Source organism: Bradyrhizobium shewense, from assembly GCF_900094605.1.
In the GTDB taxonomy this organism is placed as follows: Bacteria; Pseudomonadota; Alphaproteobacteria; order Rhizobiales; family Xanthobacteraceae; genus Bradyrhizobium; species Bradyrhizobium shewense.
Genome location: NZ_FMAI01000011.1, coordinates 253,326 through 278,998 on the forward strand (window position 1 = coordinate 253,326; position 25,673 = coordinate 278,998).

The 25,673-nt window shown below is 64.0% G+C and carries 16 protein-coding genes; 6 read left to right on the forward strand and 10 right to left on the reverse strand.

Annotated features, from left to right (window positions below; all coding sequences use genetic code 11):
- Position 1: 1 nt before the first annotated feature.
- From glgB to GA0061098_RS22330, 3 genes are read right to left on the reverse strand one after another with little or no spacing between them, the layout of a single operon-like run.
- Positions 2-2,149 (reverse strand): 1,4-alpha-glucan branching protein GlgB, encoded by a 2,148-nt coding sequence (gene glgB, locus GA0061098_RS22320; protein WP_165637527.1) that lies wholly within the window; start codon positions 2,147-2,149, stop codon positions 2-4.
- Positions 2,142-5,435 (reverse strand): maltose alpha-D-glucosyltransferase, encoded by a 3,294-nt coding sequence (gene treS / locus GA0061098_RS22325; protein ID WP_091961057.1) that lies wholly within the window; start codon positions 5,433-5,435, stop codon positions 2,142-2,144. Before treS ends, glgB begins: the two co-directional genes overlap by 8 nt.
- 11 nt (positions 5,436-5,446) lie before the next feature.
- On the reverse strand, positions 5,447-7,393 hold the full coding sequence (locus GA0061098_RS22330; protein WP_091961062.1) for a maltotransferase domain-containing protein: 1,947 nt from the start codon (positions 7,391-7,393) through the stop codon (positions 5,447-5,449).
- A 204-nt stretch (positions 7,394-7,597) separates the two neighbouring features.
- Here GA0061098_RS22330 and malQ point away from each other — a divergent pair, with 204 nt between their 5' ends.
- Positions 7,598-9,559, forward strand: a complete 1,962-nt coding sequence (malQ, locus tag GA0061098_RS22335; RefSeq protein ID WP_091961065.1) for a 4-alpha-glucanotransferase — start codon at positions 7,598-7,600, stop codon at positions 9,557-9,559.
- Positions 9,560-9,600: 41 nt separating this feature from the next.
- Positions 9,601-11,403 (forward strand): glycoside hydrolase family 15 protein, encoded by a 1,803-nt coding sequence (locus GA0061098_RS22340; RefSeq protein WP_091961171.1) that lies wholly within the window; start codon positions 9,601-9,603, stop codon positions 11,401-11,403.
- A gap of 210 nt (positions 11,404-11,613) precedes the next feature.
- On the opposite strand, the gene GA0061098_RS22345 is transcribed toward GA0061098_RS22340, so the two are convergent.
- Genes GA0061098_RS22345 through GA0061098_RS22370 form a run of 6 tightly spaced genes read right to left on the reverse strand, consistent with a single transcriptional unit; the run spans position 11,614 to position 19,129 of the window.
- The gene (locus tag GA0061098_RS22345; RefSeq protein ID WP_091961068.1) at positions 11,614-12,426 is read right to left on the reverse strand and encodes an HAD family hydrolase; all 813 of its coding nucleotides are present in this window, start codon (positions 12,424-12,426) and stop codon (positions 11,614-11,616) included.
- Positions 12,427-12,451: 25 nt separating this feature from the next.
- Positions 12,452-12,982: a gluconokinase gene (locus GA0061098_RS22350; RefSeq protein ID WP_091961072.1), complete on the reverse strand. Its 531-nt coding sequence runs from the start codon at positions 12,980-12,982 to the stop codon at positions 12,452-12,454.
- Positions 12,969-13,718: a 6-phosphogluconolactonase gene (gene pgl, locus GA0061098_RS22355; RefSeq protein WP_165637528.1), complete on the reverse strand. Its 750-nt coding sequence runs from the start codon at positions 13,716-13,718 to the stop codon at positions 12,969-12,971. Before pgl ends, GA0061098_RS22350 begins: the two co-directional genes overlap by 14 nt.
- Positions 13,718-15,229 (reverse strand): glucose-6-phosphate dehydrogenase, encoded by a 1,512-nt coding sequence (gene zwf / locus GA0061098_RS22360; RefSeq protein WP_091961080.1) that lies wholly within the window; start codon positions 15,227-15,229, stop codon positions 13,718-13,720. Before zwf ends, pgl begins: the two co-directional genes overlap by 1 nt.
- Positions 15,230-15,267: 38 nt before the next feature.
- Positions 15,268-16,266 (reverse strand): phosphogluconate dehydrogenase (NAD(+)-dependent, decarboxylating), encoded by a 999-nt coding sequence (gene gnd / locus GA0061098_RS22365; RefSeq protein WP_091961085.1) that lies wholly within the window; start codon positions 16,264-16,266, stop codon positions 15,268-15,270.
- Positions 16,267-16,279: 13 nt separating this feature from the next.
- A complete protein-coding gene (locus GA0061098_RS22370) occupies positions 16,280-19,129 on the reverse strand; it encodes a bifunctional transaldolase/phosoglucose isomerase (protein ID WP_091961088.1) in 2,850 nt (949 codons plus the stop codon).
- 304 nt (positions 19,130-19,433) lie between these two features.
- On the opposite strand from GA0061098_RS22370, the gene GA0061098_RS22375 reads away from it, so the two are divergent.
- The 4 genes from GA0061098_RS22375 (at position 19,434) to GA0061098_RS22390 (ending at position 25,160) form a co-directional block, all read left to right on the forward strand.
- The gene (locus GA0061098_RS22375; protein ID WP_091961091.1) at positions 19,434-20,087 is read left to right on the forward strand and encodes an STM3941 family protein; all 654 of its coding nucleotides are present in this window, start codon (positions 19,434-19,436) and stop codon (positions 20,085-20,087) included.
- Positions 20,088-20,384: 297 nt separating this feature from the next.
- Positions 20,385-22,328 carry a PrkA family serine protein kinase gene (locus GA0061098_RS22380; RefSeq protein WP_091961095.1) on the forward strand — a complete coding sequence of 648 codons (1,944 nt, stop codon included), beginning with the start codon at positions 20,385-20,387 and terminating at the stop codon, positions 22,326-22,328.
- A gap of 19 nt (positions 22,329-22,347) precedes the next feature.
- A complete protein-coding gene (locus tag GA0061098_RS22385) occupies positions 22,348-23,625 on the forward strand; it encodes a YeaH/YhbH family protein (RefSeq protein ID WP_208610670.1) in 1,278 nt (425 codons plus the stop codon).
- Positions 23,622-25,160 carry a SpoVR family protein gene (locus tag GA0061098_RS22390; RefSeq protein ID WP_091961101.1) on the forward strand — a complete coding sequence of 513 codons (1,539 nt, stop codon included), beginning with the start codon at positions 23,622-23,624 and terminating at the stop codon, positions 25,158-25,160. Before GA0061098_RS22385 ends, GA0061098_RS22390 begins: the two co-directional genes overlap by 4 nt.
- 280 nt (positions 25,161-25,440) lie before the next feature.
- On the opposite strand, the gene GA0061098_RS22395 is transcribed toward GA0061098_RS22390, so the two are convergent.
- The coding region (locus tag GA0061098_RS22395) for a transposase (RefSeq protein WP_165637529.1) at positions 25,441-25,673 on the reverse strand (233 nt) is incomplete at its 5' end.

A 25,673-nucleotide genomic window follows, 5' to 3' on the forward strand; every position in this document is an offset into this window, starting at 1 on the left:
GTCAGCTTTCCGGAACGAGGAAGATCGCGGCGAGCGGCGGAATGGTGAGGCGGAGCTCGGGCGCCTTGCCTCCAACGGCATGAACCTCACCGATGTTCCCGACATTGCTGCCGCCATAATGGGCGGAGTCCGAATTGAACACTTCCTTCCACTTGCCGGCAAAGGGCACGCGAACGCGATAGTTGCGATAGACATTGGGAGAGAAGTTGATGATGACGAGACACCGCGCCTGCTCGTCAAATCCCTTGCGCAGCCAGGCGAACACGTTGCGGTTGGCGTCATCCGTGATCAGCCATTCAAAGCCGGCCTGGTCGCAGTCCATCTGGTGCAACGCCGGCACCGCGCGATAGAGCCGGTTGAGGTCGCGGATCAACTCCTGGATGCCGGAATGATACTTGTATTCGAGCAGGTGCCAGTCGAGCGACTGGTCGTGATTCCATTCGCGGCTCTGGGCGATTTCCGCGCCCATGAACAACAGCTTCTTGCCGGGATGGCCGAACATGAAGCTGTAATAGGCGCGCAAGTTCGCAAAGCGCTGCCACTCGTCGCCGGGCATGCGGCCGAGGATCGAGCGCTTGCCGTGCACGACCTCGTCATGCGAGAGCGGCAGGATGAAGTTTTCCGAGAAGGCGTAGTGCAGGCCGAACAGGATGTCGCCGTGGTGGTGCTTGCGATGGATCGGATCCTTGCTGATGTAGTTCAGCGTGTCGTGCATCCAGCCCATGTTCCACTTGTAGCCGAAGCCGAGCCCGCCGAATTCGACCGGGCGCGAGACCTGCGGCCAGGCGGTGGACTCCTCGGCCGCCGTAGTCGCCTGCGGGAAGCGCGCGAAGACTTCCGTGTTGAAGCGGCGCAGGAAGTTGATGGCCTCGATGTTTTCGCGGCCGCCATATTGGTTCGGGATCCAGGCGCCGGGCGGCCGGCTGTAGTCGAGATAGAGCATGGACGCGACGGCATCGACGCGTAAGCCGTCGATGGCATATCGCTCCATCCAGAACAGCGCATTCGACACCAGGAAGTTCGTCACTTCGGTGCGGCCGTAATTGTAGATCAAGGTGCCCCAGTCGAGGTGGCGGCCCTGGAGCGGGTTGGCGTGCTCGTAGAGCGCGGTGCCGTCGAAACTGCCGAGCCCGTGCGGATCGTCGGGGAAGTGACCGGGCACCCAATCGAGCAGCACGCCGACGCCTTCGCGGTGGCAGGCATCGACGAGGGCGGCAAAATCCTCCGGCGTGCCGAAGCGGCTGGTTGGCGCATAGAGGCCGGTCGGCTGATAGCCCCAGGAGCCATCGAAGGGATGCTCGCTTACGGGCAGGAATTCGAGATGGGTGAAGCCCATGTCGCGGGCATAGGCCGGCAACTGTTCGGCCAGCTCGCGATAGGTCAGCCATTCATCGCCGTTCTTGCGACGCCACGAGCCGAGATGAACCTCGTAGATCGACATCGGCGCCGACAGCGCATTGATGCCGTCGGGCGCCGGGCGCGGACGCGCCAGATCCGCCTCGTCGAACACGATAGAGGCCGTCTTCGGCCGCACTTCGCTGGCAAAGGCCATCGGGTCTGATTTCAGCGGAAGCAGATGGCCGTGCGGGCCGATGATCTCGAACTTGTAGTGATCGCCGGCTTTGGCATGCGGAATGAACAATTCCCAATACCCGGCGCCGCGCACCCGCATCGGATGGCGCCGTCCGTCCCAGAAATTGAAATCGCCGACCACGGAAACGCGGCGTGCGTTCGGCGCCAGTACCACGAAGCCGATGCCGTCGATGCCCTCGAGCCGCATCGGATGCGCCCCGAGCTTGTCGTAGAGGCGCTGATCGGTGCCTTCGCCGAGCAAATAGAGGTCGAAATCGGTCAGGATCGGCGGAAAGCGGTAGGCGTCCTCGAACTCGACGACGTTGCCGCCGAACTTTGCGCGCAGCTGATAATGCTTCGAGCCATTGGGCAGGGCCCCGATGAACAGGCCGGAATCGTGCACGCGGTCGAGCGGAGCGACTTCGCCATGCTCGCCGACTGCCTCGACATTTGAGGCCTCGGGGAGAAAAGCGCGCACCACGCTTTTATCGCCCTCGGGATGCCGTCCGAGATAGTGAAAGGGGTCGGAGTGGCGGCCCTCGATGATCGCATAGGCCTCGGCAGGCAATTTAGGCATGGGCTTCGCTCCCGGCACTGGACAGAATGCGAAGCAGTCCGGTCAGCGGCGCATGGAGCCCCTCAGGCCGGTTGGACAGCTCGTACTCTACTTCATCGAAGGCTTGATCAAGCAGGAAAAACCTTAACAGGCCTTCCGCGGATTGCCGATCCTCCGGCCATAGCCGTCGATCGGTCACGGCCTCGCGATAGGCGGACAGGAAGGTCGCGGCGGTTCGCTCGCGCCATTCGTCGAGCGCGGCGGTGATCCGGCCCTGCTCGTCGGCAGCACCCGTGAGCGCACGGCTCAGCGCCGCGTTAACCGAAAGATCGATCGAGCGGATCAGGCGGGCGACGTCGCGCGCGGCCGGCGCCTTGCGCCGCTTGTCGGCCAGCGGCAGACGCGGATCGCCGTCGAAGTCGATGATGAAGATATCGTCCTTCACGATCAGAGTCTGCCCGAGGCGGAAGTCGCCATGATGACGGATGTTCAGCCCGCCGATCCCGGAAGGCAATAGCGCGTTCAGGTGGTCGGGCAGGGACGCGCGCACGGCGGCGAGCCGGTCGATCAGCGGCCGATCCGCCTCCCGCAGGCCGTCGCGGCTGTCGGCCAGCCGTTCGAAAACCCGCTCGGCCCGCGCCTTGAGGTCGGACACGAGGCGTTTGACGTGCGCAGGGCCGATCGGCTCCGGGGCGAGATCGTCCGGCTTTGCCGCCGCAAGGGCGACATGCAACTCGCCGAGCCGCCGGCCGATCTGCGCGATGAAGTGCAGATAAGGGGCTTGCTCCTGGGTCTCGCGCGGCGCTTCGCCTGCCGACAACACGCGTTGCTCGTCGATATAGCGATCGAGATAACCCGTGGTCACGGTCCAGCCGTCACCCTGGTTCTCGACATAGGCATGGAGCACGCCGAGCGTGCTGCGCTGATTGCCTTCGACCAGCTCGACGCTGCCGAGCAACGCCGGCGTATTGGCAAAGCGCGCAACCTCGGTGAGATAATGGCCGATCTCGATCTCGGGATTGATGCCGCTTTCGAGCTGGCGATAGAGCTTGGCGACGTACTGGTTGTCGACCAGCGCGGTGCTGTTCGATTGCTCGATCGCGCGGATGCGTTCGGGCTCCTTGATGGTGTAATCGGCGAAGCGGCTGGTCGCCTTGAACTCCAGCCGCAGATTGTTCTCTTCCACCACCAAATTCTGCGACAGGTTGCGCAGGAACAGGCCAATGAAGATCTGATCGGTCGCCACGTCGAGCAGCGTGCCTTCGCGCGCGCCCTGGCGCACGGCGGCGAGTGCCTTCGGGTTGAAGCGCTCGCGGTCGAAGCGCACCCACTCGATCTGCATCGGCAGCACGTAGCGCGACGCGGCGTCCTGGTCGGCCTTCTCGAAAAAAGCGATCCAGGGCCTGTTGTCGCCGATGTCGCAGAACGGCACCGCCGAGGTCAGCGTGGTCTTGATCTGCTTGGGATTGTGCTCGGGATACCACCGCGTCCGTGACAAGAATCCCGGCAGCACGTCGCGCTCGAACACGCCGCGCTCGCGGGCGAGCGACACCCAGTTCGAGTTTACCGGCACCACCAGCGTCTCGAACTCCGGCACCGCGCGCGGCGTCACCGGCTCGGACTTGTCGCGCTCCTGGAGCTGGAACCAGTAGAAGCCGTAGGGCCCCAGCGTGATCATGTAGGGCAGTTCGCCGATCGCGGGGAAGCGGGTGCGGCCGAGCATCTCCTGCGGGATCCGGTCCTTCCAGGGCGACAGGTCGAGCTCGGTCGCTTGCGCGGCGCGCGACAAATTGGCGACGCAGAGGATCACCTCGTCGCGATATTGCCGGACATAGGCGAGCACGGCGCGATTGGCCGGGCGGATGAAGGTCATGGTGCCGCGGCCGAAAGCGAGCGTCGACTTGCGCACCGAGATCAGCCGCTTGGTGGCGCTGAGCAGCGACGACAGGCTGCGCGACTGGGCTTCGACATTCACGGATTCGTAGCCGTAGACGGGGTCCATGATCAGCGGCGCGTAGAGGCGGGCCGGGTCACAGCGCGAGAAGCCGCCGTTGCGGTCGGGGCTCCACTGCATCGGCGTCCGCACGCCGTTGCGGTCGCCGAGATAGATGTTGTCGCCCATCCCGATCTCGTCGCCGTAATAGATGATCGGCGTGCCGGGGAAGGACAGCAGCAGCGAGTTCATCAGCTCGATCTTGCGCCGGTCATTGTCCATCAGCGGCGCAAGGCGCCTGCGGATGCCGACATTGATGCGGGCGCGGGGATCGTTGGCGTAGGTGGTCCAGAGATAGTCGCGCTCGACGTCGGTGACCATCTCCAGCGTGAGTTCGTCATGGTTGCGCAGGAACAGCGCCCATTGGCAGCTCGCCGGAATATCAGGCGTCTGGCGCAGAATGTCGGTGATCGGAAAGCGGTCCTCCTGCGCGATCGCCATGTAGATGCGCGGCATCAGCGGGAAGTGGTAGGCCATGTGGCACTCGTCGCCACGGCCGAAATATTCCTGCACGTCCTCCGGCCATTGATTGGCCTCGGCGAGCAGCAGCTTGCCCTTGGAGTAAGAATCCAGCTCCTGGCGCAGGCGCTTGATGATCGCATGCGTCTCGGGAAGGTTCTCGTTCGAGGTGCCCTCGCGCTCGCACAGATAGGGAATGGCATCGAGCCGGAAGCCGTCGACGCCGGCGTCCAGCCAGCGCTTCATCACCTGGATCAGCGCGCTGACCACGCGCGGATTGTCGAAATTGAGATCCGGCTGGTGCGAGAAGAAGCGGTGCCAGTAGAAGGCGCCAGCCTCGTGATCCCAGGTCCAGTTCGACTTCTCGGTGTCGGTGAAGATGATCCGCGTGCCCTGGTATTTCTGGTCGGTGTCGCTCCAGACATACCAATTGCGGGCGCTGGAGCCCGGATGGCTGCGGCGCGCGCGCTTGAACCAGTTGTGCTGGTCCGAGGTGTGGTTGACGACGAGCTCGGTGATGACGCGCAAGCCCCGCTTCTGCGCTTCCTGGATGAAGCGCTTGAAATCCTTCATGGTCCCGAAATCGGGATTGACCGAGCCATAGTCGGCGATGTCGTAGCCGTCGTCGCGGCCGGGCGAGGGGTAGAACGGCAGCAGCCACAGCGCGGTGACGCCGAGCTCCTGGAGATAGGGCAGCTTCTCGGTCAGACCGGCGAAATCGCCGATCCCGTCATTGTTGCTGTCGGCGAAGGCCTTGACGTGGAGCTGATAGATAATGGCGTCCTTGTACCAGAGCTCATCCACGATCTCAGCAGCCTCAAGCTTCTTGGTGTCGACGGAAGACAGAACATTCATGGCGTGACCCCTTACGCCAGGCAGCGGAACAAGAGCGCCGGATCGCGGTCGGGATCGATACGCAACTTGATCCCGCCCCATTCGATGCGGGACTGTTCGCCGGTGAGAAGGTTTTCGAGTGTCGTCACATGGTGCCGCTGACCGCCGGCGTCAACGGTGACGTCGCCGAGCGGCAGCCAGCATTCGCGCGAATGGCCCGAAAGCGCGATCACGACGACGACGGTATTGGCCGGCTCAGCCGCTTCCTTGACGAAGGCGATGGTCTCGCCGTCGTCGATGCCGAGAAACCGCAAGTTCGCCGTTTGCTGGAGCGCGGCGTTGTCGTTGCGGATGCGGTTGAGCGCGGCGATGTAGGACTTGATGTTGCCGGCCCGTTCCCAGTCGCGTTGCCGGATCTGGTATTTCTCGGAATCCAGATATTCCTCGCGGCCGGGCATCGCCTCGTGTTCCAGCAGCTCGAACCCGCTGTAGACGCCGTAACTGCCCGACAACGTCGCCGCCAGCGCAACGCGTGACTTGAACGCCCAGGCTTCGCCGCCCTGGAGATGATAGGGCAGCAGGTCGGGCGTATTGACGAACAGGTTCGGCCGATAGAAGTCGCGCTCGGGATAGCGCGTCAGCTCGCCGAGATATTGCTCCAGCTCCCACTTCGTCGTGCGCCACGGGAAATAGGTGAAGGACTGCGCAAAGCCGAGCTTGGCGAGGCCCTTCATCAGCTTCGGCCGGGCAAACGTCTTGGAGAACAGGATCACCTCGGGATGCCGGCGACGGATGTCGCGGATCAGCCAGTCCCAGAACGCAAGCGGCGCGGTGTCGTGGTTGTCGATGGCGAAGATGGTGACGCCTTGGTCGATCCAGAACAGCATGGCGTCGCGAAACCCATTCCACAGCCCGGCCCTGTCGACGGAGTTGAAATCGGGGATCACGATGTCCGAATAGGGTCCATCCGCGGTCCGCACCGAGCGATCCGGCCGCCATTTGAACCATTCCGGATGCTGCGTCAGCCAGGGATGGTCGGGCGAGCATTGCACGACGAAATCGAGCGCGAGCTCGAGGCCGTATTCCAGGCAGGTCGCGACCAGTGCGCGGAAATCCTCGATGGTGCCGAGCTCGGGATGCAGCGCATCGTGGCCGCCCTCAGCGGCTCCGATCGCGTAGGGCGAGCCGGGCTCGCCTTCGGTTGCCACCGGCGCATTGTTGCGGCCCTTGCGGCGGCGACGGCCGATCGGGTGGATCGGCGTGAAATAGAGCACGTCAAAACCCATCGCGGCGATATCAGGCACGCGGGCGATGCAGTCGCGCAGCGTGCCGTGCTGGCCGGCGACCTGGCTCTGGCTGCGCGGCATCATCTGATACCAGGCGCCGAAGCGCGCCTTGTCGCGGTCGACAGTCAGCGGGAAAGGCTGCGAGCGGGTCAGGTCCGGCCGGGACTGGCTCTCTGCCATGGCATTGCCGAGCTCGGCCGCAAGCAGCGAGGCGACGTCGCCAGTCTGAAGATAATCCTCGCACTGTCTGACGATGACCGCCGCCGCGTCCTGTCGCGCGCCATGCGCCTTGGTCAGGAGCCCGGCCCCCTCGATCGCATCGAGGCTGACATCGGCACCCATTCGCTGCTTGCGCGCGACCCCGTGCGACCAGGTGGCGAACTCGTCGGTCCAGGCCTCGATCGCGTAGATATATTGGCCGGGCTCAACGGGTGTGAATCCGCCGGACCAGCGGTCATTGCCCCGATGGTCCATCGGCTCGCGCTTCCAGTCGCGGTCCTGTTCGCGGCGCCAGATCAGCGCGGCCCCGACCACGGCGTCGCCATCGCGGTAGACATCGGCCCACACCTCCATGCGCTCACCCGCGATCCGCTTTACGGCGAAGCGGCCGGCGTCGATTGCGGGATAGACGTCCTCGATCAGGAAAGCGCTGCCGGCTGCGGCACTTTCGACAGTTTGAATTGTCTTGTTCACGGTGATGCCATTGACAAGAAAGCAGGAGCCCGTTTCCCTTGTCGGGAACCTACGCTTGGTACCTATATAGAAAGCCGGTTGTGTGTCATTAGTTCCCTCGGGAACGGGTAGCGCGGTCTGCGAGTTAGGGCTGACTAACGTCTTCCACCGTCTCGTTAAAATTGATGCCCCCGGCAAAAGGGTGGCCTGCAAGCTGCGTGCCGAATGGATCTTTTAGCTCAAGCCCGCATCAAGGGCGTTCAATCCGAATTCATCGACGCCCTCGGAAAGCTGCGGGTCACCGATCCCGTGGCCCTCAAATCCATCCTCGACGCCCTGCCGGAGAAGCGGGTTTACCGCTTCGTCGGCGGGCCGGTCGTGGTCCGCGCCTTAGGGCACCCGCGCACCGAATTGGCGACGATCGGCGCGCCGCCGCTGAAGTGGAAATTGACCGCAAAGGCGGAGGTGATCGCCGAGGGCGAGGCCCGCGAGCCCGTGATCGCCTGGCCTGCCGGCCTGCCGCTCGGCTACCACCGGTTGACACTGACCGATGCCGAAGGTGTGACGGAAGAGGTGCCGATGATCGTGGCGCCCGAGCGCGCCTTTGGCGGCGATTTCGATCGCGGCTGGCTGCTTGCCGTGCAGCTCTACAGCGTCCGTTCGGACCGCAATTGGGGCATCGGCGATTTCACCGATCTTGCCGATCTCGTCCGGCTCGCAAAGCAGCTCGGGGCCGACGGTGTCGGACTCAATCCGCTGCATGTCCTGTTCGACGACCACCCGGCCGATTGCAGCCCTTATTCGCCGAACAGCCGGCTGTTCCTCAACCCGCTCTATATCGACGTCGAGGCCATTCCCGAATTCTCCGCAGACCTCGTGCCCGACGCCGCCGCGACCGCCGCCCGTCTGCGCCAGGGCGATCGCGTCCCCTATGCCGACATGGCGGCGTTGAAATGGCTGGGCCTGCGCGCCGCCTTTGACAGCTTCGTGACGACGGCAAGCGCGGCGCGCCGCAAGGCGTTCGACGCCTTCCGCGCCGCCCGCGCGCCGCTATTGTCCCGCTTCGCCTGCTTCGAGGTGCTGCGCCATCGTTTCACCGCGCCATGGTGGGAATGGCCGGTCGAATGGCAGCAACCGGATGAGGCGAAATGCGCCGGCTTGCGCAATGGGCCTGACAAGCGCGAGGTCGAATTCGTCGAATTCGCGCAATGGACCGCAGATAGCCAGCTGCATGCGGCCAAGGAGCTGGCCGGCCAGCTCGGCATGCGCGTCGGGCTCTATCTTGATGTCGCCGTCGGCGTACAGTCCAACGGCTTCGATGCCTGGAACGAGCAGATGGCGATCTCCCGTCATCTCGCCGTCGGCGCGCCGCCCGACGTGCTCAACACCATCGGCCAGGACTGGGGCCTTGCCGGCTTCAACGCCGGCGGTCTGGAAGCGCAATCCTTCGTGCCGTTCGCCGACATGCTGGCGGCCTCGATGCGCCATGCCGGCGCCATCAGGCTCGACCACGTGCTCGGCCTGAAGCGGCTTTATCTCGTGCCGCGCGGCTTCAAGCCGGACAACGGCGCCTATGTGCAGATGCCGTTCGAGGCGCTGCTTGGCGCCGTGGCGCGCGAGAGCGCGGCCCACAAATGCATCGTGATCGGCGAGGACCTCGGCACCGTGCCGGAAGGTTTTCGCGAGACCATGCAGGATTTCGGCATCTGGTCCTATCTCGTCATGATGTTCGAGCGCGACGATGCCGGCCATTTCCGCAACGTCGACCATTACCGGCCCAATGCGCTGGTCACGCTGAACACCCATGATTTGTCGACCTATGCCGGCTGGCGCTCCTTCGGCGACCTCAAGATGAAGCGCTCGCTCGGGCTCGATCCTGGCGAGAATGACCAGGCGCGTTGGGATGCGCTCGGCAGGCTCGACGAGATCCTGCGCCAGAACGGCATTCGAGCCAACGACCTCTATTCGGTGCTCGCCTTCCTGTCGCGCACGCCGTCGCGGCTGCTCGCGGTCTCCATGGAGGATCTGCTCGGCGTGATCGACCAGCCCAACATTCCCGGCACGATCGACGAACATCCGAACTGGCGTCAGCGCCTTCCCGTTGCGCTCGACAAGATCGCCTCGAAGGTCGACCTCACGGCCTTGCGAGCCGCGACGCGGGAACGTTCGCTGAATGGCGGGAGTTGACGCGCGAGGGTTACAAGGGCTCTTTCAAGGCTCGCACGACATTGTCTCAGAGGATCGAGGACTATGCGCTGATCGGTGATTGCGAGACCGCGGCGCTGGTCGGGCGCAACGGCTCGATCGACTGGCTGTGCTGGCCCGCCTTCGATTCCGATGCCTGCTTTGCAGCGATCCTCGGCAGCGATAAGAACGGCCGCTGGCTGGTTACGCCGGCCGAGGACGTCACCAGCATCTCACGCCGCTATCTCGGCAACACTCTCATCCTCGAAACGCGTTTCGAGACGAACAGCGGCACCGTCGCGCTGATCGATTTCATGCCGCCGCGCGGCAAGGCGTCCGACATCGTGCGGCTGGTCCGCGGCGTCAGCGGCGCGGTGGAGATGCGGATGGAGCTCGTCATCCGCTTCGGCTTCGGTACCGATATCCCCTGGGTGCGGCGGATCGACCATTCGCTGATGGCCATCGCCGGCCAGGATATGACCGTGCTGCGCACGCCTGTCGAGACTCGCGGCGAGGATCTGACCACGGTTGCCGATTTTGAGGTGAAGGCCGGCGAGACGGTACCCTTCGTGCTGACCTACGGCCCCTCGCATCTGGAGCCGCCCGCGCCGATCGATCCGGAGATCGCGCTTCAGGACACCGAAAATTTTTGGCAGGATTGGTGCGGCCATTGCACCCGCGACGGCGACTATCAAGACCTCGTCATGCGCTCGCTGATCACGCTGAAGGCGCTGACCTTCGCGCCGACCGGCGGCATCGTCGCGGCACCCACCACCTCGCTGCCGGAAAAGCTCGGGGGCAGCAGGAACTGGGACTATCGCTTCTGCTGGCTGCGCGATGCCACCTTCACGCTGCTGGCGCTGATGAACTCGGGATACACCGAGGAAGCGCTGGCCTGGCACAATTGGCTGCTGCGCGCGGCCGCCGGCTCGCCGGCGAACATGCAGATCATGTACGGCATCTGGGGCCAGCGGCGGCTCTTGGAATGGGAGGCGGGCTGGCTCGACGGCTATGAGGGCGCGAAGCCGGTGCGCGTCGGCAATGCCGCGCATGCGCAGCTCCAGCTCGACGTCTACGGCGAACTGATCGACGCCTTCCACCAGTCGCGCATGGCCAAGCTCAAGCTCGATGATGAAACGACATGGTCGCTGGAATGTGCCGTGCTCAATCATCTGGCCGAAGTCTGGGACCAGCCCGATCACGGCATCTGGGAGCGGCGCGGCCAGCCCAGGCACTACGTCTTCTCCAAGGTGATGACCTGGGTCGCGTTCGATCGCGGCATCAAGAGCGCCGAGACCTTCGGCTTCAAGGCGCCGCTTCTGCACTGGCGCACCTTGCGCGAGGCCATTCATCGCGACGTCTGCAACCGGGGGTTCGACGTGGAGGAAAATGCCTTCGTCGAATCCTACGGTTCGAAACTGCTCGACGCCAGCGTGCTGCTGCTGCCGGCCGTCGGCTTTCTGCCGCCGTCGGATCCGCGCATCCGCGGCACCATCGCCGCGGTCGAGACATGCCTGATGCGCGACGGCTTCGTGCTGCGGCACGATCCACGCGAGCTGCCTGCGGGGCAGCCGCCGCTCGAAGGCGCGTTCCTGGCCTGCAGCTTGTGGCTCGCCGATGCCCATGTGCTCGCCGGCGATCTCGACAAGGCGCAGGTCTTGCTCGATCGCGTCGTGGGCATCGCGAACGATGTCGGCTTGCTGGCGGAGGAATATGATTCCGACGCGCGGCGCCAGACCGGCAACTTTCCGCAGGCGCTGACGCACATCGCGCTGATCAACACCGCGCATAATCTGTCGGCGGCAAGACAGGAGAGCGAGAAGCCGGCGGTGCAGCGATCGAAGTAGTAGGCTGTGGGACTCTCTCCGTTCCCTCCCCCTTGCGGGGGAGGGGGAGGGAGGGGGGTACCCACACGGGGATTCTCTCGACCGCGCACCAGCGCTTGGGAATTACTAAAGGCACCTTTTCCTTGGCCACCCCTCTCCCTAACCCTCCCCCACAAGGGGGGAGGGTTAGCACCGTCGTTGGGCGCTAGTCGAGGCTCGTCACATCAGGTCTCACCCCACCCCATTCCGCTTCAAGATCATCTCCATCGCCTCGGCAAAACCATCCTGCTCATTGCTCGCAGTGACGTGCGTCGCCTGGTCCTTGACGTTGTCGGTGGCGTTGCCCATGGCGATCGAGATGCCGCTGACGGCGAACATCGCAAGGTCGTTCTGCATGTCGCCGATGGTGGCGACGGCACCGGTCGCAATGCCCAGGCGCCTGGCCATCGCCTCGACGAAGGTGCCCTTGTTGAAGCCCGGCGGGGTGATGTCGAGATAATAGGTCTGCGAGCGCACCGCGGTGGCCTCGCTGCCGAGCGCCTCCTGCATCGCCTTCTCGCAAGCCTCAAGGCCGGCGGCGTCGGCGCTGGCACCGACGATCTTGCAGGCGCTCGAAAGGTAAGGCGAAAAGTCCGTCACGATGGTGGGATCGGAGCGGATCGTATGCTGCTCGTGCGCGACGTATTTACCGCTGGGATTGTCGATCAGCCACTTGTCGGTGGTGAACAGCCAGATGTCGGCGCCGAACTTGCGGAGGATCTGCAAGGACCGCTCGGCCGCGCTTGCGGGGATCAGGTGCTGCTCGACCGGCCGCATCTCGGGATCGACGATCGAGGAGCCATTGAACGGGCCGACCGGGAGCCACAGCGCCAGCGGCTCGATCAGGAAGCGCATGCCGATGGCGGGACGGCTGGAGGTGATGGTGAAGCCGATGCCGGCCTTGTGCAGCCGCTGCACAGCACTCCTCGCGCGTTCGGTCAGCGTCTTGTCCTTGGTCAGGAGCGTGCCGTCGACATCGGAGACCACGAGGGAGATTTGCGTCATGACAGAACCTTCAGGTTTCCAGGTCTCAGCGCTTCGCCCCGCCCAGCTTCAGCTGTCGCACCACGCCGTCCACGATCGCTTCGACGGTTTCGTCGATCGAGACGGTGATGACGTGCTCGCCCGCCTCCGGCGGCTCCAGCGTGTCGAACTGGCTCGTCAGTAGCCCAGGTGGCATGAAATGACCTTTGCGCTGCGCGAGCCGTTCGGCGATCAGCTCCTTGGTTCCCTTCAGGAACACGAAGCGGACGTCGTCGCGTCCACGCAGCAGCACGTCACGATAGGTGTGCTTCAGCGCAGAGCAGGCGATGATGATATGCCCGCCCTTGTCGCAAACCTGTGCGATTTCGTCGGCGATGGCGTTGAGCCAGGGCCAGCGGTCCTCGTCGGTGAGGGGATGGCCGGCCCGCATCTTCTCGACGTTGCTGGCGGGATGAAAGCTGTCGCCGTCCTCGAAGCGCCAGCCGAGCCGCTCGCCGAGTGCTTCCGCAACCGTGCTCTTGCCCGAACCCGACACGCCCATCACGATCAATGCACAAGTTGCTTCAACGCCCGCCACGAATCCCCTCCGGAAGCGCGGCCCTGTCGACCAGCCAGACGGTCTCACCATTCGAGCGCGCGCGCAACGCCGGCAGAGTCTCGCCATTGAGGAGGCGCGTCAAGATCGGCTGCTTGTCGTGCCCGGCAATCTCGAACAGCATTTCGCGGCAGGAGGCCAGAGCGGGCAAAGTGAGCGAGACCCGCGGCACGAAAGGCGCGACATTGGCCTTGGGCACCCCGACGACCCAGCGTTGGGTCTCCTCGATTTCGGGGAAGCCCGGGAAGAGCGAGGCGGTGTGGCCGTCGGGGCCGGCGCCCATCAGGACGAGGTCGAACAACGGCCGGGCCGGATCGAGGCTTTCAGACCCGTAGAAGGCCTGCAGCTCGCGCGCATAGGCCTCGGCGCTTCGGTCCGGATTGTCAGCCGTGGTCGGGATCGGGTGGATATGGCCGGACGGCGCATTGCGGTCGAGAAAGGTGGCGCGCGCGACCGCCATGTTGTTGAGGGGATCGCTCTCGGGCACGAAGCGTTCGTCGCCGATGAACCAGTGCACGCGGTTCCACGGGATCTTGCCGCGCCAGGGGTCGCTGCCGAGCAATTGATAGAGCTTCTTCGGGCTGGAGCCGCCGGTGAGGCAGATCGCGATGCGGGAGGGGTTGGCCGTGATCCGCGCCATCACCCGCTCGGCTGCGGCCTGGGCCAGCGCCCCGGCGTCGGCCGCGACGATCAGCTCCGGCAGTCCGGCCGCCGCCATCACGAAAATTTCCGCCAGCTTCGCCCGTCGCGCCGGAGCAGCTCGTCGGCGCAGGCCGGGCCGTCGCTGCCGGCTTCATAGGTCTCGATGCCGTTGGTGCCCGCGCTTTTCCAGGCGTCCAGGAACGGCTGCACTGCCTGCCATCCGGCCTCGATGCCGTCGGCGCGCTGGAAGAGGATGTTGTCGCCGATCATGCAGTCGTAGATCAGCGTCTCGTAGCCGGTCGAGGGATCGGCCCGGAAATAATCGCCGTAGCGGAATTTCATCTCGACGCCGTCGATCGTGACGCTCGGTCCTGGAATCTTGGCGTTGAACTGAAGCTCGATGGTCTCGGTCGGCGCGATGCCGATGGTCAGAAAATTCTGCGACAGGCGATCGACGGTCGTGCCTGAGAACATCGACAGCGGCGCCTGCTTGAACTTGATCGCGACCTCGGTGCGCTTGTGGCCCAGCGCCTTGCCGGTGCGCAAATAGAACGGCACGCCGGCCCAGCGCCAATTGTCGATCATCAGCTTCAGCGCAACAAAGGTCTCGGTGCTGCTGCCGGACTTGACGTCCTCGGTCTTGCGATAGTCCGGGATATCGTCATCGCCGACGCGGCCTGCGAGATATTGCGCGCGGACCGAGTTTTTCAGCGCCTCCTCCCGGCTCGGCTGCTGGATCGACGTGAGCACCTCGGCCTTCTCGGAGCGCACGGAATGGGCGTCGAATCTTGCCGGCGGCTCCATCGCCACCAGCGACATCAGCTGGAACAGATGGTTCGGCACCATGTCGCGCAGCGCGCCGGTGGCATCGTAGAAGCCGCCGCGATGGCCGACGCCGAGCTTCTCCTCCACGGTGATCTGGATGTGATCGATGTGGTTGCGATTCCAGATCGGCTCGAACATGCCGTTGGCAAAGCGGAGCACCAGGATGTTCTGCACGGTCTCCTTGCCGAGATAATGATCGATCCGGTAGATCTGGTGCTCGTCCATGATCTTCAGCAACTCGGCATTCAGCGCCTTGGCCGAGGCGAGGTCGGTCCCGAACGGCTTTTCGATCACCAGCCGCCGCCAGGCGCCGTTCTCCTTCATCATGCCGGTGCGGCCGAGCTCGCGCGCCGTCGGTGCGAACGCAGTGGGCGGCGTTGCCAGATAGAACAGCCGGTTGCCGCCGGTGTCCTGCGCGCATTCCAGCGAATCCAGGTGCTCGCGCAGGCGATCGAACGACGGCGGGTCCTTCGGATCGGCCTCGACGAAGGTCACGCATTCCAGCAGCTTCTTTGCGATGTCGTCGTCCACGGGACGGGTCGCGAACTGGCGCAGTCCCTTCAACAGGCTGTTGCGCAGTTCGTCATCTGACTGCCCCCTGCGGGCCACGCCGACGACGCAGAACTTTTCCGGCAACAGATGCTCGGCCGCCAGATTGTAGAGCGATGGCATCACCAGGCGATGGGTGAGGTCGCCGGTCACGCCAAAGATGACGAAGGCGCAATTTTCCGGCTTGCGCTTTACTTGCGGGTCTTTTGTCACGAATTGTCGGCCTTCGCTTGGGTACGCTTACTGAGCTCTTATTTGGGCTTCGCCGCGCCCGGCTGCTTCGGCTCCTTGTGGCCGCCAAAACCTGCGCGCATCGCGGAGAGAATTTTTTCGGCGAAAGTGTGTTCCTGGCGGGAACGGAAACGTGTGTAGAGCGCCGCGGTCAAAACTTCGGCCGGCACGGCCTCGTCGATCGCCGCGTTCACGGTCCAGCGTCCTTCGCCGGAATCTTCCACGAAGCCGGAATATTCCCTGAGCTGCGGGCTGTCGGCGAGCGCCGTCGAGGTGAGGTCGAGCAGCCAGGACGGGATCACGCTGCCGCGCCGCCACACTTCGGCGATGTCGGCGAGATCGAAATCGTAGCGGTGATCTGCCGGGAGAGCCTCGATGTTGGCGTTCTTGAGGATGTCGAAACCTTCGGCATAGGCTTGCATCAGGCCGTATTCGATGCCGTTGTGGATCATCTTGACGAAGTGGCCGGCGCCGACCGGGCCGGCATGGATGTAACCCTGCTCGATGCGGGGATCGCGGCCCTCGCGTCCTTCCGTGCGTGGAATGTCGCCGGCGCCGGGCGCCAGCGCGGCGAAGATCGGATCGAGCCGGTCGACCACCTGCTTCTCGCCGCCGATCATCATGCAATAGCCGCGGTCGAGACCCCAGACGCCGCCCGACGTGCCGACGTCGACATAGTGGATGCCGCGTTCCTTCAGCGCCTTGCCGCGGCGGACATCGTCCTGCCAGAAGGTGTTGCCGCCATCGATGATGACGTCGCCCGCCTGCATCACGCCCGCGATGGTGTCGATCGTCGTCTCGGTGATGTGCCCCGCAGGCAGCATCACCCAGGCCGTGCGCGGCCGCTCGAGCTTCGAGATGAAGTCTTCGAGCGTTGAGGAGCCGACTGCCCCGTCCGCGGCAAGGCCCGCGACGGCCTTGGCGTCCTTGTCGTAGACCACGGTCGAATGTCCGTGGCGCATCAGGCGGCGAACGATGTTGCCGCCCATTCGACCGAGGCCGATCATGCCGAGTTGCATCTGCGATATTCCCTTAGTTCAGCGCGTCGTTGAGTGCCGCATTGAGTGCCGCGAGACCCTTCTTGAGCCCGCCCTTGAGGTGCACGCGCAGCGCACGCCGGCCGCGTTCGGTGAGCACGTCGAAATCGCCGCGTGCCTGCGCCGCCTTGATCACGCCGAAGCTAGCCTTCTGGCCCGGCACCGCCAGGTCCTTGGCTTCGTCAGCGGTGATCTGGAGGAACACGCCGCTGTCGGGCCCGCCCTTGTAGGCCTGCCCGGTGGAGTGCAGGAAGCGCGGTCCGAATTCGGCACAGGTTGCGACCTGCCGCTTCTCACGGACTTCGAGCCGCATGGCCTGGAGCGCGTCGATGGTCACCTTGTCCCGGGCGATATAGCCGAGCAGGGCGACGTAATCGCCGTCGCCGGAGCGCGACAGATGCGCCTTGAGCCACGAGGTGAGGTCGCCGTTGGCGCCGGCGGCGCGCAGCGCAGTCGCGTTGGCCTCGTCGGTATAGAGATCGGCCTCATCGGTGCTGACCACCGGTTGCTCTTCCGGCAAGGCGCCGGTCTTCTCGAACGATGCCGTGAGCTCGCGGGTCTTGATCTTGGCCGCTTCCACGTCCGGCTGGTCGAACGGGTTGATGCCGAGGATCGAGCCCGCCACAGCGGTCGCCATCTCGAAGCGTAAGAACTCCTGGCCGAGATGGTCAATCGACTTCATCACGATGCGCACCACGGGATGCCCGGCCGCCTCGATCGCGGCAAGCTTGGAGTCATGGGCGGCGTCCGCTTCGCCTTCGATGCGGATGTCGATGAAGAACCGGTCGTTGCCATAAACAGAAGGGTCGCCCAGCGGCTCGCCCTCGATCGGGATCAGGCCCTTGCCCTCCTTGCCGGTCGATTCCGCGATGAGCTGCTCGGCCCAGGCGCCGAAATCGGCGATCTTCTTCGACGACAGGATCGTCACCTTGTCGCGGCCTTCGAGGCCGGCGAGGCCGATGGCGAGGCCGAGCTGCACGCCGGGGTTTTCGCTTGGCGGCACATCCGGTCCGCAGGAGCGCGCCATGGCGAGCGCATGCTTGACGAAGGTCTTGACGTCGATGCCGGCGGTCGCCGCCGGCACGAGGCCGAACGGCGACAGCACGGAATAGCGTCCGCCGATCGAGGGCTCGCCATGGAAGATGCGGGCGTAGTTCAGCTTCTTGGCGGCCTTCTCCAGCGACGAGCCGGGATCGGTCACCGCGATGAAGCGGAAGCCCGTCTTGGCCTTCGGGCCAAGCGCTTGCGCAACGCGCTCATGGAAATAGTCCTTCATCGCGTTCGGCTCGGTGGTGCCGCCGGACTTGCTGGAGACGATGAACACGGTGTTGGCGATGTCGATCCGGGCCTCCATCGCCCGCACTTGCGCCGGGTCGGTGGAATCAAGCACATGCAGCTTCGGGAAGCCGGGCTTTTTCCCGAAAGTCTCGGCCAGCACCTCCGGCCCGAGGCTCGATCCGCCCATGCCGAGCACGACGGCGTCAGAGAACTTTTGCCCCTTCACGCGGCCGGCATAGTCCTCGTAATCGGCGACGTCGGCCTTGGCCGCGCTGTCGAGCCAGCCGAGCCATTTGTCCTCGTCCGTGCCGGTCCAGACCGACTTGTCGCGCTGCCACAGCCTGCGGATCTTGGCGGAGGCACGCCATTCCTCCGTGCTCTTCACCACGGCCTTGCCGAGCCCGTCGCCGAGCGAAAGAAGCTGGCGGTCGAGCGCGGGCCCAAGCACCGTGGCGCGCTTGTGGGCGACGGCGCCGTAGAGCTTGTCGGCGGCGTCCGCGAACAGCTTGACGCCGTCCTTGACGAGCTCCTCGGTGATGGCATCGAGCGAGACGCCCGAGCGCTCAAGCTCTTCCAGCACGCGGTAGGCGTCGTCGACGTTCTCCTCCAGGCTGTCGCGCGGCTTGCCGTGGTCGCGGAATGCATCCAGCGTTGCCGGCGGCACGGTGTTGATGGTGTCGGGGCCGATCAATTCTTCGACATAGAGGACGTCGCTGTAATCCTTGTTCTTGGTGCCGGTGGAGGCCCACAGCATCCGCTGCGGCTTGGCGCCCTTGGCGGCGAGCTTGTCCCAGCGGGGACCCGAGAACAGGCGCTTGTAGTCCTGGTAGGCGACCTTGGCGTTGGCGATCGCGATCTTGCCCTTGAGCGCGGCGAGCCGCTCCTTCTCGGATGGGTCGTTGGCGCGGGCGATCTTGTCGTCGAGCTGCTTGTCGACCACGCTGTCGATGCGGCTGACGAAGAAGCTGGCCACGCTCGCGACATGCGAGGGGTCGCCGCCGCCTGCCACGTATTTCTCGAGCCCGGAGATGTAGGCTTCGGCGACCTCCAGGTAGACCGCCTTGGAGAACAGCAGCGTGATGTTGATGCTGATGCCGTCGCCGATCAGCTGCTCGATCGCCGGCAGGCCCTCCGGCGTCGCCGGCACCTTCACCATCAGGTTCTTGCGGCCAACATCCTTCCAGAGCCGGCGCGCCTCAGTGACCGTGCCTGATGTGTCCATGGCGAGATAGGGCGAGACCTCCAGGCTGACATAGCCGTCGCCGCCCTTGAGGCGGTCATAGACCGGGCGCAGCACGTCGGCTGCGTTCTGGATGTCCTCGATCGCGACGGCCTCGAACAAATCGGCCACGGTCCGGTCGCCGCGCTTCAGCGCCTTGCCGATCGGGGCGTCATATTCGTCCGAGCTGCCGATCGCCTTCTCGAAGATCGAGGGGTTGGAGGTGACGCCCTTGACGCCGTCGGTGTCGATCAGCCGCTTCAGGTCGCCCTTGGCGATGAAGCCGCGGGCCAGGAAGTCCAGCCAGACGGCTTGTCCGTGCTTTTCCAGTTCTTTGACGGGATTCATGATGCTTATTTATCTCCAAGCCTGCGGGCGAGGGGTTTCCGCGCCGGTCCTGACGCGCTATCCTCTAGCTTACATGCTCCCGGGAGGGAACCAATCAAGGGTACAGGCGTCATACCCTCCAGTGTAACTCCGTCGCGATCATGGCGATCCGGGCGGCAGTAGCGGTCGTTGCGTAAAAAGTCGTTGGCCGAAGGTTCGGCCGGGTCTCGTTGCGTAACTCCGGCCGCTTCGTCGTCAGCCAGTGGCTGCGTGGAGTGCCATCAGCGGATTCCGGTCCGTCTGGTGCATCGTGGTTCGGCCGCGAATGGCCATGCTGGGGAAGAGCATGCACGCCCATCCTGAAGGTCTGGCATTTGCTGTCGCCGACAGCCAGCAATCGGCCATGACCATCGACGCATCCCGCGATCTCGAAATCAGGCGATGCGCGACGCAGTTGCGGCTGCTGGTCGCGGCGGGCTTTGCGATGACCCTGCTCAGCGCGAGCCTCGCCTTCGACTTGTGGGACGGTTTGGGCGACTACGACACGACGCTCGGCTATGCCGGCGTCGCGCTGTTCGGCCTGGTGACCTGCCGGCTGATCTGGATGCTGCCCGCCGAACGGGGGGCGGTGGTGGTCGTCACCCCCTACGGCATCCGCGATCTCCGTATCGGCAATGAATTTCTGCCATGGGATTCGATTGCAGAGATTTCGGCTGAGGAAAGCCGCGGCCACAAGATGATCGTGCTGACGCCGACGCCGGCCTTGCAGCAGCAGCTCTGCGGCATCCGCGATCTGGCCCGTTGCGCGCGAAACGATCGCATCGTCATCCCGTCGGACGGCCTGGCGACCGATTTTGACACATTGCTGCGCGCTTGCCGCGACCGTCACGCTGCCAGCACTCCGCGCGCCGCATTGCAGCAGGAAGATGAACGCGGCAACCAAGGCGGCGCTCAAGGCTTCGCCGTACAAGCGTCATAAGATCGCCGCTCGCAGCTCGCTATGCTGCAACGCCGGATGGTCTCATCCCCGGTAACGCCCGGATGTTGCGACCAAGTGACATTTTCTGGAAATGAGCCAATATAGATAGAGATTCGCACAAATTACGGGCAGGTGCCTGTTCGTAACTCAACGAGTGCCTACGTTGTGCGTTGCGTCGTGTCTGCACCCGGGTGTCCAATGATCGTCATGTGCTCACGCTGATTCGAAATGGCCTGAGGAACGGTCCGGTAACTGCTTTCGTTTCAGCTTGTAGCGGAACTCACGCGGAGAGGGATCATGTACAACGATTCTCTATTCAACGCTTTCGCTCGGTCGTTCGAGGCGAGAAGCCAGCACGACATGTCGATGGCGGAATATCTGGAATCGTGTCGAAGCGATCCCATGAAATACGCGAACGCGGCCGAACGACTACTAGCAGCGATCGGTGACCCCCAGACGATTGACACGGCCAAGGATACCCGCCTTGGCCGTATTTTTTTGAACCGTACGATCCGTACCTATCCGGCCTTCGCCGGGTTCTACGGCATGGAAGAAACGATCGAGCGCATCGTCGGTTTCTTCCGGCATGCGGCGCAAGGTCTCGAAGAGCGCAAGCAGATCCTCTATCTGCTCGGCCCGGTCGGCGGCGGCAAATCCTCGCTCGCCGAGCGGCTGAAGTCGCTGATGGAAGTGCATCCGATCTACGTGCTCAAGGCCGGCGATGAACTCTCGCCCGTGTTCGAGAGCCCGCTCAGCCTGTTCGATCCCGATCATCTCGGGCCGATGCTGGAAGAGAAATACGGCATTCCGCGCCGTCGTCTCACCGGCCTGATGAGCCCCTGGTGCTACAAGCGGCTGGAAGCCTTCGGCGGCGATATCTCCCAGTTTCGTGTCGCAAAAATCCAGCCGTCGCGGCTGCGCCAGATTGCGATCTCCAAGACCGAGCCCGGTGACGAGAACAACCAGGACATCTCCTCGCTGGTCGGCAAGGTCGATATCCGCAAGCTCGAGACCTACGCGCAGAACGACCCCGACGCCTACAGCTATTCCGGCGGCCTCAACCGCGCCAACCAGGGCGTGCTCGAGTTCGTCGAGATGTTCAAGGCGCCGATCAAGATGCTGCACCCGCTGCTGACCGCGACGCAGGAAGGCAACTATATCGGCACCGAAAACATCGGCGCGATCCCGTTCACCGGCGTCATCCTCGCGCACTCCAACGAGGCGGAGTGGTCGAGCTTCAAGGCCAACAAGAACAACGAGGCCTTCATCGACCGCATCTGCGTGATCAAGGTGCCCTATTGCCTGCGGATCACGGAGGAGCAGAAGATCTACGAGAAACTGATTCAGGGATCCGAACTCGCGGCGGCGCCTTGCGCGCCCTCGACGCTGGAGACGCTGGCGCGGTTCTCGGTGATGTCTCGCCTGCGCAAGCACGAGAATTCCACGGTGTTCGCCAAGATGCGGGTCTACGACGGCGAAAGCCTGAAGGAATCCGATCCGAAGGCGCGCAGCGTCCAGGAATACCGCGATGCCGCTGGTGTCGACGAGGGCATGGATGGCGTCTCCACCCGCTTTGCCTTCAAGATCCTGGCCGCGACCTTCAACCACGATCCGCAGGAAGTCGCCGCCGACGCCGTCCACCTGATGTACGCGCTGGAGCAGTCGATCAAGCGCGAGCAGTTGCCCGAGGAAGTCGAGAAGCGCTACCTCGAATTCATCAAGGCAGATCTGGCGCCGCGCTACGCCGAGTTCATCGGCAACGAGATCCAGAAGGCTTATCTGGAATCCTACTCGGATTACGGCCAGAATCTGTTCGACCGCTACGTCGATTATGCCGACGCCTGGATCGAGGACCAGGATTTCAAGGATCCCGACACCGGCCAGCTGCTCGATCGCGAGCTTTTGAACCAGGAGCTGACCAAAATCGAGAAGCCGGCGGGCATTGCCAACCCCAAGGACTTCCGTAACGAGGTCGTCAAATTCTCGTTACGGTCGCGGGCCCAGAACGGTGGCAAAAATCCGACCTGGACCTCCTACGAGAAGATTCGCGACGTGATCGAAAAGAGGATATTCTCGCAAGTCGAGGACCTGCTTCCGGTCATTTCTTTCGGATCGAAGAAGGACGGCGAGACGGAGAAGAAGCACGGCGAGTTCGTCGCACGCATGGTGGAGCGTGGCTACACCGAGCGTCAGGTTCGCCGGCTCGTCGAATGGTACATGCGTGTGAAGCAGGCCGGTTGAGGCGGATGGTAAAGTGCCCATTCACATTATTGACAGGCGCCTGAATCCAGGCGGCAAGAGTCTTGAGAACCGCCAGCGGTTCTTGCGTCGGGCCAAATCCCTGGTGCAGGGCGCCGTCAAGAAGACCTCGCAGGAACGCGACATCAAGGACGTCCTGGAGGGTGGTGAGGTCACGATACCGCTCGACGGCATGCACGAGCCGCGCTTCCGCCGCGAAGGCGGAACGCGCGACATGGTGCTGCCCGGGAACAAGAAGTTCATCGAGGGCGACTATCTGCAGCGCTCCGGCCAGGGCAGCGCCAAGAATTCCGGCCCGGGCGAAGGCGACAGCGAGGATGCCTTCCGCTTCGTGCTCTCCCGCGATGAGTTCGTCGATCTTTTCCTCGACGATCTCGAGCTGCCGGATCTTGCCAAGCGCAAGATCGCGCAGACCGAGAGCGAGGGCATTCAGCGCGCCGGCTACACCACGTCGGGCTCGCCCGCCAACATCTCGGTGAGCCGGACGGTGAAGCTCGCGCTTGCGCGCCGCATCGCGCTCAAGCGTCCCCGAAGGGAGGAGATCGAGGAACTGGAAGCCGCGATCGCCGCGTGTACGGACGAGGACGAGCGTGAGGTGCTTCTCGCCCAGCTCGAAAAGCTGAAGGCGAAGTCCAAGCGCATTCCCTTCATCGATCCGCTCGACATCCGCTACCGCCGCTTCGAGACGGTGCCGAAGCCGGTGGCGCAGGCGGTGATGTTCTGCCTGATGGACGTGTCGGGCTCGATGTCCGAGCACATGAAGGATCTCGCCAAGCGTTTCTACATGCTGCTCTACGTCTTCCTGAAGCGCCGCTACAAGCACGTCGAGATCGTGTTCATCCGCCACACCGACCGCGCCGAGGAGGTGGACGAGCAGACTTTCTTCTATGGCCCGGCCTCGGGCGGCACGCTGGTCTCGAGCGCGCTGCAGGCGATGCACGAGATCGTGCGCGAGCGCTTCAATCCGTCGGACTGGAACATCTATGCCGCGCAGGCCTCCGACGGCGACAATTCCTATTCCGACGGCGAGCTCACGGGGCTCCTGCTGACCGACAAGATCCTGCCGGTCTGCCAGTTCTTTGCCTATCTCGAGGTCGGGGAATCCGGCGGCAGTGCCTTCGATCTCTCCGACTCCTCGCTCTGGACCCTTTACGACCGCCTGCGCAACGGCGGCGCACCGCTCTCGATGCGCAAGGTCAGCGAGCGCAGCGAGATCTTTCCGGTGTTCCACGATCTGTTCCAGCGCCGCGAAAATGCCCAGGAGAAAGCCGCTCCATGACGGAACGATTGTTCGAAGGCGCGGATTGGGATTTCCACACCTTGCAGCGCATCACCGATGCGTGCGAGGTGGTGGCGACGAAAGATCTCGGGCTCGACGTCTATCCGAACCAGATCGAGGTCATCACCGCCGAGCAGATGCTGGATGCCTACTCCTCCGTCGGCATGCCGCTGTTCTACAAGCACTGGTCGTTCGGCAAGCAATTCGCCTTCCATGAGGCGTCCTATCGCAAGGGCCTGATGGGGCTCGCCTATGAGATCGTGATCAACTCCTCGCCATGCATCTCCTATCTGATGGAGGAGAATACGGCGACGATGCAGACCCTGGTGATCGCGCACGCCGCTTTCGGCCACAATCACTTCTTCAAGAACAACTATCTGTTCAAGCAGTGGACCGACGCCGACGGCATCCTGGATTATCTCGACTTCGCCAAGACGTATGTCATGCAATGCGAGGAGCGCTACGGCCGCGTCGAGGTCGAGCGCACGCTCGATGCCGCGCATGCGCTGATGTCGCACGGCATCGACCGCTATCCCGGCAAGAAGAAGCTGGACCTGCGCGCCGAGGAGAAGCGGGCAGGGCGGCGCCGCCAGCACGAGGAGGAGGTCTTCAACGACCTCTGGCGCACCGTGCCTAAGGGCGCCGCCAAGAGCCGGTCCGCGCTCAGCATCGAGCGCCGCCGCAAGCTGCTCGGCCTGCCGCAGGAAAACCTGCTCTATTTCCTGGAGAAGAGTGCGCCGCGGCTGGCGCCGTGGCAACGCGAGCTGCTGCGCATCGTCCGCCATATCGCGCAATATTTCTATCCGCAGAGCCAGACCAAGGTCATGAACGAGGGGACGGCCACTTACGTCCACTATCGCATCATGACCAAGCTGCATGAGCAGGGCCGCATCACCGACGGCAATTTCCTCGAATTCCTGGGATCGCACACCAATGTGGTGTTCCAGCCCGAATTCGACGACCCGCGCTTCTCCGGATTCAACCCCTATGCGCTCGGCTTTGCCGTGATGCAGGACATCGAGCGCATCGTCACCAAGCCGGAAGACGAGGACCGCGAATGGTTCCCCGACATCGCCGGCAAGGGCGACGTGATGGGCGTGCTGCGCGACGTCTGGGCCAACTACCGCGATGAGAGCTTCATCGCGCAGTTCCTGAGCCCGAAGCTGATGCGGCACTTCCGCATGTTCCATCTGCACGACGATCCCGAGGAGCGCGCCGGCATCCGGGTCGATGCCATCCACGACGAGCGCGGCTTCCGCCGCGTGCGGCGCGAACTGGCGCGGCAGCACGATGTCGGCTTCATCGACGCCAATATCGAGGTGGTCGACGTCGATCTCTCCGGCGACCGCCGGCTGATCCTGCACCACCACGTCATCAAGGGCTCGCAGCTCAACGAGACCGACGCCAAGCGGGTGCTGCAGCACCTGGCCGATCTCTGGACCTACGACGTCGCGCTGATCGAGGTCGATGCCAACGACAAGGTCATGCGCGAATACGTCGTGAGCCCGCGCCCGATCCCGGCGGCAGTGGCTTGAGGCTGTCGTCTGCGCGGCAATAAGGCGAGATGCGCGTTGATGTGCCCTCGCCCCTTGTGGGAGAGGGCAGGGAGGACGGCACACACAAGCTCACTTCGGTGAGGGGTATCTTTCCACACCTTCCCCTGCCGATAGAGACCCCTCATCCGGCGCTTCGCGCCACCTTCTCCCACAAGGGGCCTGTTGCGTTATCGGCTTTTGAAGTTGAGGACGGCAGGAGAAGGGCCGTGGTTACGGCAATTGCCAGCCAAGTCTGTAGTGGTCGCCCTCGGCGGGCGGCTCAGGCCGCGATCGTGGCCCACCGCCTCATGTTGAAGGCGATCGAGGCGAGCAGGACCTGCCCGCTTGCCTTCATCAGACCAACGTAGCGGATGCAAGTCAGTCGCATGCGGCGTTTGAGAGTGGCGAAGGTGGTCTCAACCTGGGCTCGTCGGCGCGCGATGAGGCGGTTGTAGCGTTTGAGCCTTGGCGGCAGTTCCGGATGATGTCTGTTGGGACGGAACGCGATGCGGG